The 14,763-nt window shown below is 32.9% G+C and carries 13 protein-coding genes; 10 read left to right on the top strand and 3 right to left on the bottom strand.

Translation table 11 applies throughout. The annotated features are described in order from the left end of the window. Positions 1-74 precede the first annotated feature (74 nt). Positions 75-1,034 (top strand): MBL fold metallo-hydrolase, encoded by a 960-nt coding sequence (locus OLM54_RS17540; RefSeq protein ID WP_264538580.1) that lies wholly within the window; start codon positions 75-77, stop codon positions 1,032-1,034. A gap of 86 nt (positions 1,035-1,120) precedes the next feature. After that, complete coding sequence (locus tag OLM54_RS17535; protein ID WP_264535858.1) at positions 1,121-1,411, top strand: type II toxin-antitoxin system RelE/ParE family toxin; 291 nt, start codon at positions 1,121-1,123, stop codon at positions 1,409-1,411. 2 nt (positions 1,412-1,413) lie between these two features. Here OLM54_RS17535 and OLM54_RS17530 read toward each other — a convergent pair whose 3' ends face one another. From OLM54_RS17530 to OLM54_RS17520, 3 genes are all read right to left on the bottom strand, one after another. After that, a complete protein-coding gene (locus OLM54_RS17530; RefSeq protein WP_264535857.1) occupies positions 1,414-1,725 on the bottom strand; it encodes a hypothetical protein in 312 nt (103 codons plus the stop codon). A gap of 191 nt (positions 1,726-1,916) precedes the next feature. Beyond that, positions 1,917-2,456 carry a 3-hydroxyanthranilate 3,4-dioxygenase gene (locus OLM54_RS17525; RefSeq protein ID WP_264535856.1) on the bottom strand — a complete coding sequence of 180 codons (540 nt, stop codon included), beginning with the start codon at positions 2,454-2,456 and terminating at the stop codon, positions 1,917-1,919. A 154-nt stretch (positions 2,457-2,610) separates the two neighbouring features. Further along, complete coding sequence (locus tag OLM54_RS17520) at positions 2,611-3,711, bottom strand: endonuclease/exonuclease/phosphatase family protein (RefSeq protein ID WP_264535855.1); 1,101 nt, start codon at positions 3,709-3,711, stop codon at positions 2,611-2,613. Between the two features lie 136 nt (positions 3,712-3,847). Between OLM54_RS17520 and OLM54_RS17515 the strand changes: the two genes are divergently transcribed. The 8 genes from OLM54_RS17515 (at position 3,848) to OLM54_RS17480 (ending at position 14,763) form a co-directional block, all read left to right on the top strand. Further along, the gene (locus OLM54_RS17515; protein WP_264535854.1) at positions 3,848-4,921 is read left to right on the top strand and encodes a serine hydrolase domain-containing protein; all 1,074 of its coding nucleotides are present in this window, start codon (positions 3,848-3,850) and stop codon (positions 4,919-4,921) included. A 159-nt stretch (positions 4,922-5,080) separates the two neighbouring features. Beyond that, positions 5,081-5,980 carry a S66 peptidase family protein gene (locus OLM54_RS17510; protein ID WP_264535853.1) on the top strand — a complete coding sequence of 300 codons (900 nt, stop codon included), beginning with the start codon at positions 5,081-5,083 and terminating at the stop codon, positions 5,978-5,980. Positions 5,981-6,155: 175 nt separating this feature from the next. Further along, complete coding sequence (locus tag OLM54_RS17505) at positions 6,156-6,527, top strand: YraN family protein (protein ID WP_264535852.1); 372 nt, start codon at positions 6,156-6,158, stop codon at positions 6,525-6,527. A gap of 114 nt (positions 6,528-6,641) precedes the next feature. Continuing rightward, the gene (locus tag OLM54_RS17500) at positions 6,642-7,298 is read left to right on the top strand and encodes an aspartate kinase (RefSeq protein ID WP_042564741.1); all 657 of its coding nucleotides are present in this window, start codon (positions 6,642-6,644) and stop codon (positions 7,296-7,298) included. Between the two features lie 393 nt (positions 7,299-7,691). Then, positions 7,692-8,255, top strand: a complete 564-nt coding sequence (locus tag OLM54_RS17495) for an RNA polymerase sigma factor (protein WP_264535851.1) — start codon at positions 7,692-7,694, stop codon at positions 8,253-8,255. A 400-nt stretch (positions 8,256-8,655) separates the two neighbouring features. Then, positions 8,656-9,834 (top strand): FecR family protein, encoded by a 1,179-nt coding sequence (locus OLM54_RS17490; protein WP_264535850.1) that lies wholly within the window; start codon positions 8,656-8,658, stop codon positions 9,832-9,834. Positions 9,835-10,024: 190 nt separating this feature from the next. Further along, positions 10,025-13,240 carry a TonB-dependent receptor gene (locus tag OLM54_RS17485; protein WP_264535849.1) on the top strand — a complete coding sequence of 1,072 codons (3,216 nt, stop codon included), beginning with the start codon at positions 10,025-10,027 and terminating at the stop codon, positions 13,238-13,240. Positions 13,241-13,248: 8 nt separating this feature from the next. Beyond that, a complete protein-coding gene (locus OLM54_RS17480) occupies positions 13,249-14,763 on the top strand; it encodes a RagB/SusD family nutrient uptake outer membrane protein (RefSeq protein WP_264535848.1) in 1,515 nt (504 codons plus the stop codon).

The following is a 14,763-nucleotide window of genomic DNA, read 5'->3' as shown; positions in this document are numbered from 1 at the left end:
GATATGAATTTCAGAAATAAGCGCCTATTTATTCACTTTAATTAATGAAATTTGTATCACAAAAATATCCAGACATGACCATTATCAACAAACTTTTAATTTGTTTCTTTTTAATTTCCTTTAATGCATTTTCTCAGAAAGAACAAAAATCTTCTTTTCAGATTGTTCCTTTAGGGACAAAAGGCGGAATTGATGAAAAAAATTTATCGGCTTATTTAATTGCTCCAACGAATACAAAAGATTTCATTTGCCTGGATGCAGGAACGGTAAATGCCGGAATCGAAAAAGCAATTGACAACAAAGTTTTTAAAGTTTCAACAAGTGAAGTTTTAAGAAAATATATAAAAGGATATTTAATTTCGCACGCACATTTAGATCATGTTTCCGGCTTAATTATAAATTCACCTGCCGATTCTTCAAAAACAGTTTACGCTACAAATAAATGCATGGAAATGATGGAAAACCATTATTTCAACGATCAAACCTGGGCTAATTTTGGCGATCAGGGAGTTGGAGTTCCGCTCAAAAAATATCATTTCCAGACTTTAAATATCGGAGAAGAAACTCCTTTAACAAATACCACGATGACAGTTAAAGCATTTCCGCTAAGTCATGTCAATCCTTTTGAAAGCACTGCTTTTCTAATCAAAAATGAAGATAATTATGCTTTATATCTTGGCGATACAGGTCCAGATACTGTAGAAAAAAGCAATTATTTACGTGATTTATGGACCGCAATTGCGCCACTTATTAAAACAAAACAATTAAAAGGAATTTTGATTGAAGTTTCATTCCCAAATGAGCAGCCGGACAAATTTTTGTTTGGTCATTTGACGCCTAATCATTTAATGCAGGAAATGCATGTTTTAGAAGAATTATCCGGGAAAGATTCTTTAAAAGGTTTCAAAATTATTATTACACATTTGAAACCTCCAACTAAAAATATTGTAAAAATTAAAGAGCAATTAAAAACCCAAAATGATTTGGGATTGAAAATTATTTATCCGGAACAAGGTAAGAGATTTGAATTGTAACTAATCGTTATAATAAAGTAAACGAATATTAAAATTATGTGTTTGTAAGTTAATTTTTATAAATTTGTGATTAAATTATCTCATGAATGAAAATTATTTGGTCAAAAGAAGCAAAAAACGCGTTTTATAATAATCAAGGATATTTAGAACAAAATTGGAATTCGGTGATAGCTCAAAAATTCGTTGCCGAAGTTGTACATACCATTAATTTAATAAAGAATAATCCGCATTTAGGAAAATATAAAATTGATTTACGATGTAATGAAATAGTAATTTCAAAACACACATCTTTATATTACGAAATAAGAAATGATTCTATTTTTATATTTAATTTACAGGATAATCGTCAAAAGCCATTACAATTTTTGAACTTATAATTTTATAGCATTTTTTTGCTTTTCAACTCAAGCAACATTTCTTCATGAGTAATGAAATCTCCATTTTCAATATCACGTCTACCTTGTTCAATTCCTTTGATCAATTCCATTCTAAAATTTTCTTCTGGAGAAAGTATTTTTGCAATAGAAAGCATTTCGTCCGGAGTAAAAGTATGAGTCTTTAACTTTCTATAAAAAGTAGGACTAGGTATACCTGCTTTTTCAATAATATGCGTTTTTTTAAATGGAGACTTATCTATTAAATCCTCGATACTATTTACTATATTCTTATATGTGATAATTTCCTGTATCATTTATGAATTGTTTTTATATCATTTCTGATACAAATGTACTCATATTTTGATCAACCAGACGAATTAAATTAAAAACTTTGAGGTAAATAGCAGGAATATTCTTTCTTATATATCAACAAAATTCAATCGTTACGTTTGTAAACCTGACAGGTTTTAAAAACCTGTCGGGTTTGAATTGTGTATATCTAATTTTATTTCTTCGCAACAAATCTAGGATCAGTTTCCATTACAGTTCCACATTTATCGCAGGTTCTTAAATCTTCAGAATTATAGAAATGTTCGAAATGCGGCAAGAAGTCTTTTTCGATATTATGAAGTTCAAAAAACACTTCATAAAGTTTATGATTACAGTTATCGCAATGCCAAAGCAAACCATCTGTATATCCTTTTCCGGCACGTTTGCGCTCAATCACCAAACCTATTGACCCCTCAGAACGAACTGGCGAATGCGGAATTTTTGCAGGATGAAGGTACATATCTCCGGCATTTAATTCCATTTCTTTACGCTCACCATCTTCCTGAATCACCACTTTTATACTTCCTTCAAGTTGATAAAAAAGTTCTTCGGTTTCATTATAATGATAATCTTTTCGAGCATTCGGACCCGCAACAATCATTACAATATAATCACCGGAATCTACATAAAGGTTTTTATTTCCAACAGGTGGTTTAAGTAAATGACGGTTTTCGTCTATCCATTTGGTAAGGTTGAAGGGTTTTGCAATTGCCATTTTTTAAGGTACTAAGTTTCTAAGTAGCTAAGTTAATGAAAAGTTTTCAGTCTCAGTTTACAGTATTCAGTATTCAGTCACAGTTTTCAGTTTTCAGTAAGTTGCGACTGTAAACTGTGACTGTAAACTGTGACTGTAAACTATAAACTGCGCATTATTTCTTCTCTTTTATCAAATAAATATAAACCGGAAAGTGATCACTAAAACCTACTTCTGTCAAAGTGTGTCGTAACGGATATCCTTTATATTTTCCTGAAGTCTGAATAAGATAAGATCTGTTGAAAATGCCTGCTTTCCAGAATTTAAATGATTCAAAATCCGGTTTTATCAAAGATTCAGTTATAATAATCTGATCAAAAATATCCCAGGAATCTCGAAATGCCAAAGTTCCCATTCCTTTATAAAACATTTCTTCAAAAGGATTAAAAACACCAAATTCAGGAACTTCCGCTCTTTTTGCTTTTGCGCCCAAAGCTTCCTTTATGCTTTTATTATAAGGCCCGTCATTAAAATCTCCAAGTGTAATCACTTTTGCATTTGGATTTATACGCTGCAGCGAATCGATGATTTTTCGATTGAGTTTTCCGGCTTCTTCACGAAATTTACTCGAAGCTTTTTCTCCGCCCGATCGCGAAGGCCAGTGATTGACAATAATACTGATTTCTTCCCCTTCTAAAAATCCGGTTACCAAAAGCTGATCTCTAGTAAAGATTCGGTTATTCTGAGGTATTATTTGTGCTTCTTCATTGTCAGTTTCCTCCTTTTTTTCCTCTTTTAAAACCTCTTTATTTTTGTAGATATATAAAGGTATGTTTGAATATGTCGCAGGTTTAAAATATTTCTTCTGATACAATAATGCCACATCGATTCCGCGTTTATCCGGCGAATCAAAATGAATAATTCCGTAATCGTAATTCGCTATTTTAGATTGTTTGATTAAATCTTCGAGAACACCTCTGTTTTCAATTTCAGATCCGCCAATTAATGTTGGTGCATTTAGATTTTCCGGCGTTCCAATATCAGATAAAACTCTGGAAAGGTTTTGTAATTTTTGCTGGTATTTTTCATGCGTCCAGTTTTGAATTCCCTTTGGCGTCCATTCATCATCGTGCGTTGTTGGATCATTTATAGTATCGAAAAGATTTTCGAAATTATAAAAAGCTACCGTATGAATCGTGTATTTTTTAGATTGAGCGTGAACAATTAAACCTAAAAAAAGGAATACTAAACAGAACTTTAATTTTGGCGTGTACATATACTTTGATTGAATAAAGCTCTAAAGTAAAGCATTAATTTATTTGTAAGAAATTTATACGTATTATAATTTTCGTTTAACTTTTTTTATTTCAAATTGTCTTGTAACTTGCTGACTCAATTTCCCGAATCAAAAAATGAAAAAAATCCTTTTTTCCGTAGTATTATTTATCTTTTCAATTAGTTTTTACAGCCAAAAAAATAGTGCATTTGCAGAAACTATCTTGGTAAAACATCATATTCCTGAGTTGGCTTATGCTGTTATTTCGTCAGATTCCATTTTTGAAATTCAGGTTATAGGCAATCAACGAATTAACACCAATTTTAAAGCCAATCTTAATGACAGATTTCGTTTAGGATCTATAACAAAAACTATTACAAGCTATTTGGCAACGGTTTTGGTTAAGCAAGGAAAGATAAAATGGAATACTAAATTCTTTGATTTATATCCGGAACTAAAATCAAAAAGCAATCCCGAAACCTACAATTTTACTTTACAGGATTTTATAACTTTTAGGGCTAAACTTAGTATTTGGTCTTATGGCAATGAAACTCCAACAAAAGACGAAATTAAAGGAAACGATCAGCAACAGCGTTATGAGTTCATAAAGTGGTTTTTTCAGCAAAAAATACCTGTAAAAAAACAAGATGTTTATTGGTCAAATCCAAGTTATGTTGCCGCCGGACTTATGCTTGAAAAAGCTACCGGAAAAACCTATGAAGCTTTAGTAAACGAATTAGGCAAAAGTCTACAAATCGATTTTGATTTTGGGCAGCCTAATGTAAAAAATATAAATGAGCCCTGGGGACATAATGAAAATTTAGAGGCCGAAAAACCTGCGTTGAATTATAAGCTTAATTGGCTTTCGTCAGCAGGAAATATAAATGTTAATTTGCCTGATTATTGTAAATTTACACAAATGCAATTGCAGGGTTTATTAGGAAAATCAAAAATATTGAGTGCTGATGATTTTAATAAAATGCATTATAGTTTGCCTGAATATTCATTTGGATGGGAATCTGAAATTAAAGAGAAAAATAATTTGAGATATTCTTTTCATACCGGAAGTCCGGGAACTTTTTTAACCAAAGTGTATATTTGTCCCACAATAAACAAAGCTTTTATTCTGTTTGCCAATGTACAGTCTGAAGAAGCTGATAAAGGATTATTGATACTTTTAGAAGAATTACAAAAAAATTACGGTGGTTAATATTCAATCCAGAACTTTAAAAAATAATTTATAATTTTAAGCAAAAGAAAAAATATGAAAACGAAAAATTTCCGTCACATGAAGAAACACTTTGCTTGCTATAAATTCGTATTTCTTATTTTTGCTTTTCAATCATTCACCTGTCAATCCCAACAAAACATGATAACACCACCTTATTTACAAAAAGGAGATACCGTAGCAATTTTGGCAACTGCCAGAAAAAACATCGATGATAATCTAAAACCAACAATCGATTTATTGCACAGTTGGGGTTTAGAAGCCGTTGTTGGAACTACAATTGGACTTGATTTTAATCAATTGGCAGGAACAGACGAACAACGCGCTGCCGATTTTCAGAAACAATTAGACAACCCTAATATTAAAGCAATTTGGTGTGTTCGAGGTGGTTACGGAACCGTTAGAATGATTGATCTTTTAGATTTTACCAAATTCAAACAACATCCAAAATGGATTATTGGTTTTAGCGACGTTACTGTTTTGCACAATCATTTAAATACAATGGGTTATAAATCGATTCATGGTGTAATGCCGGTAACGATTCCGCGTGCAACTCCGGCGGCTATTAGTTCTATGAAATCGAGTTTGTTTGGCGAACCTCTTTCATATACTGTTGGTCCGGATAAAATGAATCGTTTTGGAACTGCAACAGGCGAATTAGTTGGTGGAAATCTATCTATTTTATACAGTTTATTAGGTTCACAATCAGCGATAGACTGCAAGGATAAAATTTTATTTATCGAAGATTTAGACGAATATTTATATCATATTGATCGTATGATGATGAATTTGCGTCGAAACGGATGCATCGAAAACTTAAAAGGAATTGTGGTTGGTGCCATGACGAAAATGAAAGATAATGAGGTGCCTTGGGGAAAAAATGCAGTTGAAATTGTTGATGATGTTACCAAAAAATACAATATTCCTGTAATTTTTAATTTTCCTGCCGGACATATTCAGGACAACAGAGCTTTAATTATGGGAAGCACAGTTACAATTGATGTGAATGCATCCGGAAGTACTGTTTCATTTCAAAAATAATATTATCTCAGAAGTTTCTTAAACTAAGGAATTTTAAATACCACATATCCTAATCTCGCAAGACGCGAAGTCGCAAAGTTTGATTCAATTCTTTGCAACTTCGCGTCTTTGCGTACAATTATCATTTACAGCATAAAAAATTCACAATTCACAATTCACAACTCACAATTAAAAAATGGCTGAACACAACGAACTCGGAAAAAAAGGAGAAGAACTTGCTGTAGAATATCTGCTTCAAAACGGATATGAAATTCTGGATAGAAACTGGACTTTTAAGAAAGCCGAAATAGACATTATTGCGCAAAAAGAAAATATTTTAGCTGTAATTGAAGTAAAAACAAGATCTAGCACAGATTTTGGTTTACCACAAGATTTTGTGAAGGCAAAAAAGATCAAACTTCTTATAAAAGCAGTAAATGCCTACATAAACTATAGGGAAAAGGATTTTTGTGATGATATAAATATTAGATTTGACATTATGGCTATCCAGAAAAACGGAGAATCATTTGCTATTGAACATCTTACCGACGCATTTTATCATTTTTAACATAATTTTTTATTGTTATATTTGTAACAAATTGTTTTTTTATTTATATTTGCAAAGTTTTATAACAACTATTCAACTAAACCAACCCAATTAAGTTACAAAAAAAAAAGAATTATGAAAACCGTTTCTTCAATTGTAGAAAATTACATCAAGACAAAACCCTTTTTATTAAATGCGTTATCGCTCGGAATTATCAACTTAACTTCTCTTTCCCGGAACATTATGACCGAATTGGAAAGTGAATTTGGTAAGGAAGTAAAACAAGGCGCTGTTGTAATGTCGCTAAAACGACTCACAGAAGAATTAGATTTTAAATTGAACCATAAAATTAATAAGGTAATTAAGAATATTGGTGAGATTACAGTTCGTTCTGAATTAACAGATTACACATTTGCTGCTTCAGAAACCGTATTGAACAAACAAGCCGATTTAATTTCTGATATTAATGTTTTATCTGATATTTTTTATACCTCATCTCGTGGTGTAAATGAAACTAACATCGTGGTTAGTAGCAGTGTAAATCATTTGGTTGAAAAACATTTTATGCGTGAAAAACTAATTCAGAAATTAGATAATCTTGCTTCTATAACCGTAAAATTACCAAAAGAAAACATCGTCGTTCCGGGTATTTACTATTTCATTTTCCAGCGTTTAGCTTGGGAAGGAATTATTATAAACGAAGTAATTTCGACTTCAAATGAATTCACTATTTTAGTTGGTGAAGATCAGGTTGATGTTGCTTTTAAAGTTATTAAAGACCTGAAAAACTAAGTCAAAACTTAATCAATCTTCAAAAAGATTCATTCATTATATAACATCCTATTATCTTTCTAAAATAAAGATAGTAGGATTTTTTTTGGTTTATCCATTAGCAAATTAACATTTATTTTAATTCAAAATAAGAATATTCTCAATAAATATCCTTGATTATAATTAATTTATAAAATATAGCTTAAAAACCTATTAAGCTGATAAAAAGCACTTTAAGAATTACTTAACGGCATGTTTTCATAAAAACTATTAAAATATTCAGAATTAAGTTTTTTTAAATAACATTTATTGAGAATAATATTTTTATATATTTGTTAACCCGTCAGTATATCAGACAAGACATTTTGATAGTATCATAATATAATTAGATTTAATTAAAGACTAATTAAATTAATGTTAGAAGCAAATAACCATAGCGAAAAATTATTGGTGAGTGAACTCAAAAATGGCAACGAAAAAGCTTTTCGTACTCTTTTTGATTTATACTATCAGGATATCTATGGGTACAGTATTAGTATTTTAAGATCAAAAGAAGCTGCCGAAGAAAACGTTCAGGATGTGTTTATGAAAGTCTGGCAAAACCGCGAGAACTTAAATCTGGAACAATCTTTTAAAGCCTATATTTTTACAATTGCACGAAATCAGGCTTTTAACTTCTTAAATAAAGCAGCAAATGAAGCGCTGCTAAAAGAAGAAATTTTTTATGGAAGTCAGAAATCACATGAATATGGAGATTATGCTATTCGCGAAGCCGATTGCAAAAAACTTCGAAAAGAAGCCATGAAGCAATTACCGCCCAAGCGAAAGCAAATTTTTAAAATGTCACGAAAGAAAGGCATGAGTTACGAAGAAATAAGTCAGGAACTCGGCATCTCTATAAATACAGTCAGGAACCAAATGAGCAAAGCATTAGAATCGATGCGGGTCTTTTTTCAAGTTCATGACGAAATTATCTAAACCAAAATACCCTAAACCAATTAAATCACTCTTTTTGAGTGATTTTTTTTGTTTTAACCACAACGGTTTTGTCATTGCGAGGAACGAAGCAACTTCACTAACGAGAGTCATTATTGATTCAGCAAATGAGATTGCTTCGTTCCTCGCAAAGACAATCTTTGCCGGGTTTCTTGTGTGATTTCTCCCTTCGCTCGAAATGACAAAACGAGAATGACAAAAAAATGACCCAATAATAAAAAAAAATTAAAAATATTTTTCATTAAAAACGACAGCAAAATCAACACTTCACAAGTATTTCCTTGTCTCAAAAATGTTAAAGTTTAAAAATTTACAACGTTTGAGTAGTACTCAAAGTCTTTTCAACTGTATTATATAAAACCCAGACATAAAATCATTCCTAATGAATTCAAATTCTGAAATAAAAAATCTATTACAAAAGTTTGTTTTGAACCAATGTACGCCCGAAGAAACGAACGAGGTAATTGCCTATTACAAAAAAAATAAACTCACAGATGATTTTCCTTCTGTCGAAGATATTCAAAATCTTTTGGGCGAAATGCCTAAGATGAATCCGCAAACTGCAGATGACATTTTTATGAACATTTTGACTTCAACAAAAGAAAATGAAACCGTTATCCCTATTTCTGCTAAAAAATCAAATTTCAGAAAATACATTGCAATTGCTGCTTCGGTTGTTGTTTTATTGGGAATTGGATTTTTCTACAAACAAAATGTCCAAAATGAAATAGTTCAGCCAAAATTCGATTTTAAAAGTACTGATATTGTTTTGCAGTTAGAAGATGGAAAAGTTCAGATAATTCATGAAGACAATTCGGTTCAGGTTTTAGATTCGAAAGGAAATGTTGTTGGAAATCAGAACGGAAACAAATTGGTTTATGAAAACAATTCCAATTTAGAGAAAGTATCCTACAACACCATCAAAATTCCGTACGGTAAAAAATTCCAATTGCAATTATCAGACGGAACTCTTGTTCACCTGAATTCAGGAACAACTCTAAAATATCCGATAAAATTTATTGCGGGCGAAAACAGACAGGTTTTTCTTGATGGTGAAGCTTTTTTTGATGTTGCCAAAGACAAAAAACACCCTTTTATTGTCAATTCTGATAATTTGAATGTACGCGTTTTAGGAACTCATTTTAATGTTTCTAATTATCCTGAAGATGCTACAACAGATGTTGTTTTGGTTGAAGGTTCTGTAGGAATGTATAATACCAGCGAAGAATTTAATGCTGACAAAAACACGATTTTAAAACCGGGTTACAAAGGAAGTTTCAATAAAGAAAATGCCACAATTATCACCAAACCTGTTATTACAGATATTTATACTTCATGGATAAACGGTGGTCTGACTTTTAGAAATATGACTTTTAAAAATATTATTACAAAACTCGAAAGACGTTATAATGTTACAATCATCAATAAAAATGAAAAACTGGCGAACGAAAAATTCAATGCAAGTTTTAAAGAAGAATCTATAGAAAATGTAATGAGTTATTTTAATGACATTCATGGCATTAATTACACGATAAAAAACAATCAAATACTAATTAAATAACCACTAAAAACATGACAATTTATGAAACATTAAAATTACAGGAATAAAAAAATCGGAAAGAGCTGCGAACAATTTCCGATTTACTAAGTGATTGAATATAACGAATTAACTACAATCAATTAACAAAATTATGAAAAAAAAATCAAAGAATACTGGGTTTTTATACCGAGTGTTCCAAAATGACCTAAAATTGAAACTAACAACATTACTTATTTTGGTCGCCATGTTTAATATTAGAGGAAATACTTATGCCCAAAAAACAAAAGTAACCCTTGAATTAAACAATTCAACAATCGAAAAGGTTATTGAGACCATTGAACAAAAAACAGATTTCAGGTTTATTTACAAACTGAATGATATCGATCTTGACCGCGTAATTTCTATTTCTGTAAAAGATCAGCCAATAAATATTGTTTTAGACAAACTTTTTAAAGGAACTCCAACAGAATTTAAAGTTCGCGATACTCAAATTATCTTAAAAAAACCGGAATTAAGAACCGAAAATATTCAATATGAAAAACAAACTGTTTCCGGAATTATTACGGATGAAAATGGTTTGCCTTTGCCGGGAGCTTCGGTTATTGAGGAAGGAACTAAAAACGGAATGGTAACTGATTTTGACGGAAAATATAAAATTACTGTTGAAAGCAGCGCTTCTGTAATTGTTGTAACTTTTATAGGATATAAAGAAAAAAAAGTAACGGCTACCCAGGCTAATATCAATATTCAGCTTTTTCCTGATGCTACAAATTTGCAGGAAATTGTTGTAGTTGGTTACGGCGCTGTAGCTAAAAAAGATGTTACGGGAGCAGTTTCTTCAATAGCTGCAAAAGACATGAATCAGGGATCAATTGTAAATCCATTACAATTGATTGCCGGAAAAGCTGCCGGTGTAAATATTACGCAAATTGGCAGTGAACCGGGTTCAGGACCAAGTGTTCGTATTCGTGGTATTTCTTCTTTAATTGGAGGAAATGATCCTTTGGTGGTGGTTGATGGAATTCAGGGAAACATGGATTTATTAAACCAGGTTCCGCCAAGTGAGATAGAAACTATTGATGTTTTAAAAGATGCTTCGGCTACAGCCGTTTATGGTTCAAGAGGAGCGCCAGGTGTAATCATTGTAACCACAAAAAAGAATAAAGCAGGAAAAACAACTATAGAATATATTGGTTCATCATCATTAGATTTTATCCCTAAAAAACTAGATATGCTGGGTGCTGACCAATGGTGGAAAACAGCGCAGTCTTTAGGCGTGCCGGCTTCATCAAATCATGGTTCAGATACAAACTGGTATGGTCTTTTAACTCAAACCGGATTAACACAAACACATACTTTAGCATTTGGCGGAGGAACTGATAAATTTAACTACAGAGCTTCTGTAACGGCCATTTTACAAGATGGTGTCGTAATTAACTCCAGTAATAAAAAATACATTGGTCGTATTCAGGCAACTCAAATGGGTCTTGACGATAAATTAAAACTGACTTTTAATTTAACGAATGGTATTATTAATGGAAATAATACCATTGGAGACATCGGAACAGCGGCCTATATGTCTAATTTGATTACAAATGCTTATTTAATGAGACCAACAGATCCTGTTTTAAATCCTGATGGAAGTTATTTTACAGATCCTAATGTGTTTCAATATTTAAATCCTTATGCAGCTGCTCAAACAGTTACGAATGAAAAACAAGAAGATAATTTATTTGGAAGCCTGAAAGCTGATCTTGATCTGGCAAAAGGATTAACAGCCAGCTGGTTTGGAAGCTGGAGAAAAACCAACGAAATGTATGGTTATTATCTTCCTGCTGCATCAACAAATGCTTATGCAATCGATCAAAAAGGATACGCAAACATTAGAAACAAAAAACAAAATGAAAGATTGACGAATGCCAGTCTTACCTACAAAGGAACATTTGGTGTTCATAACATAAATGCACTGGCATTGTACGAATGGCAAAATCAAACGTATCAGGGAAATTATGCACAGGTAAAAGGCTTTATCAGTGATAAAACAACTTACAATGCGCTTCAGTTTGGTGATCTTTCAAAAGTTTCACCCGGCGATATGTCATCCTATAAAAATGACAGAACATTAGTGTCTTTTCTAGGCCGCGTTAATTACTCCTTGCTTAATCGTTATTTATTTACAGGAAGTTTCAGACGAGATGGAGCATCAGTATTTGGAGCAAATAACAAATGGGGAGATTTTCCATCTGCATCAGTAGCATGGCAAATAAACAAGGAGCCTTTTATGGGAACCAAAAATTTATTTAATGAACTGAAATTGCGTGTAGGGTATGGTGTAACAGGAAATCAGCAAGGTCTTCTTCCTCAAAATTCTATTGCTTTAATAGGCGAACGCGGATTGACTTATTTTGGCGGACAGCAAATCACGAATTACGGTACAAAACAAAATGATAATCCTGATTTGAAGTGGGAAACCAAAAAGCAAACCAATATTGGTCTTGACTTTGCACTTTTCGACAATCGATTAAGAGGTACTGTAGACGTTTACGATTCCAGAACAGATGATTTATTATTTGATTATACATTATCTCAGGTTAGCAACGACTATAATTCTCTAAAAGCGAATGTGGGAAGTATTTCAAATAAAGGTTTAGAAATTTCTTTGGCTTATGATGTAATCCGAACTGAAAACAGCACACTTACACTAGCGGGAAATGTTTCCTTTATGAAAAACGAAGTCCTAAATTTAAGCGGAAGTTATAATGGCGAAGCTTTAACTACTGCTTACGTAGGCTGGGGAGCTGCAAACTCTTATTTGGTAAAAGGAAAACCAGTGGGAGCATTTTATATTCTGCAATCTACAGGCGTAGACGGCAATAAGGCGGAAACCGTAGCAGATCGTGATGGAAGCGGAGGCGAAATCAATCAAAGTGCTGACAGCCCTGATCGTTATTATGCAGGTTCAGCTTTACCAACGTATACATTTGCTTTTAATCCATCTTACAAATACAAAGATTTTGATGTTTCTATGTTGTGGAGAGGTTCCGGAGGAAATAAAATCTACAATGCCCTTAATCAAAGGCTAAGCATGCTGGAAAACGTTGGTAAATCTAATGTTTTGGAAAGTGCTGTCGACAAAGGAATTGTTACTTCTACATACGCTTCTGATTTATGGTTAGAAGACGGTTCTTTCATCCGATTAGATAATATTACAGCGGGATACAGCTTCCGTTTTACTGATAAATATATTGATTCGATTCGACTTTCTCTTACAGGAAATAATTTATGGCTGATTACTAATTATACAGGTATGGATCCGGAATTAAATATAAGTGGAAGTGGTAACCCTGCAGACAACTTTGGTGGTGACAAAGGAATTTATCCCCGCACCAGAAGTATTGCATTTGGTTTAACTGTAAAATTTAAATAGTAAAAGAGATGAAAATTAAAAATATAGTATTGGCAGGAAGTATTTGCTTCCTTGCCCTGATTAGCTGTACTGATGTTAGTGAAACAGTATACGATCAATATCCTGAAGATGAGTTTTATGCAACGCCCGAAGGAACCAATAGTTTGCTGGCAAGCATTTATGCCCAAATTCCGGGAGAATTTACCAGAGATGGTTATGTTGGTGTTGGTTATGCAGGAGCAGATAATGGCTGGTATGATATGAACTGTATGTCATCAGACGAACAGGTTATTCCGCATAGAAATGACGGTAACTGGCAACAGGATTTTGCACGTTTCCATAAACACGGCTGGTTACCAAGCGAAGGTATTATCAACAATACCTGGAACTGGCTGTACAGATGTATTTTTAAAGCCAATTTAGCAATCTCCCTATTAGAAAAATCACATGCAGATCCTTCTAAAATTGCCGAAGCTAAGGTAACACGTGCTTTTTTCTATTATTTGTTGATTGATGATTTTGGAAATGTTCCTTTTTATACAGACAATGATACTCCTTCAGATAAAATTCCACAAGCAAGCCGTAAAGAAGTCTATACTTTTATTGTAAAAGAACTGACCGATAATGCCGAATTACTTTCGAATACCAAAGGTGGAGAATATTACGGAAGATTCAACAAATGGGCAGCTTATACCGTATTGGCAAAAGTATATCTTAATGCCGAAGTTTATACAGGCGAAGCAAAATGGACTGAATGTTTAGCAGCTTGTAATAAAGTAAGCGAGGGCGGATTTTCACTTCACTCCAGTGCTGCTGATGCGACTAATCCACTTGGCAATAAATACTTCGAACTATTTGGTGATGTTTCACCTCAGGATGAAACTATTTTATCTATTTATGCAACGATTGATGTTTTATCACGTAATGTTTACGCCGTGAGAAGCCTTTATGGAGCTCATGGTATTACCGGACTTAATTATAGCGGTTGGAATGGGACTATTGTTCCTAAAGAATTTTACCTGAAATATGCTGACAATGACATTCGCAAAAAACAGTTTTTAGCAGGTCCTCAGCCAGGAGGAGTTAATTATACATTAGATGTTCAGTCTATAGATTTTCCGGGAGCAGATCCGCAAGCCGGGGTTCGTGATGTAAAATTTTATCCGGCAGGTACAAATACAGGAGGCGGAGCGTCTAACGATTTTCCAATTTACAGATATGCTGATGTCGTTTTAATGATGGCCGAGTGCAATGTTCGTTTAGGAAATCCCGGAGCAGCAAAACCTTTTGTTGATGCCATCAGACAACGTGCAGGACTTAATGCACTTGATGCAAATCCAACACTGGATAATATTTATGACGAAAGAGGTTTTGAATTAAACTGGGAAGGACACAGAAGACAGGATATGATTCGTTTTAATAAATTTTTATTGGCAAACGAATTCAGAGCTGAATCTCCTGCTTTTAGAAAACTGTTTCCTATTCCAACAGCTGCCATAAATGCGAATACATCGCTAAAACAAAATCCGGGTTACCCACAATAA

Origin of the sequence: Flavobacterium sp. N1736 (assembly GCF_025947065.1) — a bacterium.
Taxonomy (GTDB): Bacteria; Bacteroidota; Bacteroidia; order Flavobacteriales; family Flavobacteriaceae; genus Flavobacterium.
Note: the sequence above shows the minus strand (reverse complement) of the source record. Positions and strands in the feature narration are given on the sequence as shown.

Coding starts and splice junctions, on each gene's coding strand:
- OLM54_RS17540 (WP_264538580.1), top strand. CDS start 75: ATGACCATTATCAACAAACTTTTAATTTGTTTCTTTTTAATTTCCTTT.
- OLM54_RS17535 (WP_264535858.1), top strand. CDS start 1,121: ATGAAAATTATTTGGTCAAAAGAAGCAAAAAACGCGTTTTATAATAAT.
- OLM54_RS17530 (WP_264535857.1), bottom strand. CDS start 1,725: ATGATACAGGAAATTATCACATATAAGAATATAGTAAATAGTATCGAG.
- OLM54_RS17525 (WP_264535856.1), bottom strand. CDS start 2,456: ATGGCAATTGCAAAACCCTTCAACCTTACCAAATGGATAGACGAAAAC.
- OLM54_RS17520 (WP_264535855.1), bottom strand. CDS start 3,711: ATGTACACGCCAAAATTAAAGTTCTGTTTAGTATTCCTTTTTTTAGGT.
- OLM54_RS17515 (WP_264535854.1), top strand. CDS start 3,848: ATGAAAAAAATCCTTTTTTCCGTAGTATTATTTATCTTTTCAATTAGT.
- OLM54_RS17510 (WP_264535853.1), top strand. CDS start 5,081: ATGATAACACCACCTTATTTACAAAAAGGAGATACCGTAGCAATTTTG.
- OLM54_RS17505 (WP_264535852.1), top strand. CDS start 6,156: ATGGCTGAACACAACGAACTCGGAAAAAAAGGAGAAGAACTTGCTGTA.
- OLM54_RS17500 (WP_042564741.1), top strand. CDS start 6,642: ATGAAAACCGTTTCTTCAATTGTAGAAAATTACATCAAGACAAAACCC.
- OLM54_RS17495 (WP_264535851.1), top strand. CDS start 7,692: ATGTTAGAAGCAAATAACCATAGCGAAAAATTATTGGTGAGTGAACTC.
- OLM54_RS17490 (WP_264535850.1), top strand. CDS start 8,656: ATGAATTCAAATTCTGAAATAAAAAATCTATTACAAAAGTTTGTTTTG.
- OLM54_RS17480 (WP_264535848.1), top strand. CDS start 13,249: ATGAAAATTAAAAATATAGTATTGGCAGGAAGTATTTGCTTCCTTGCC.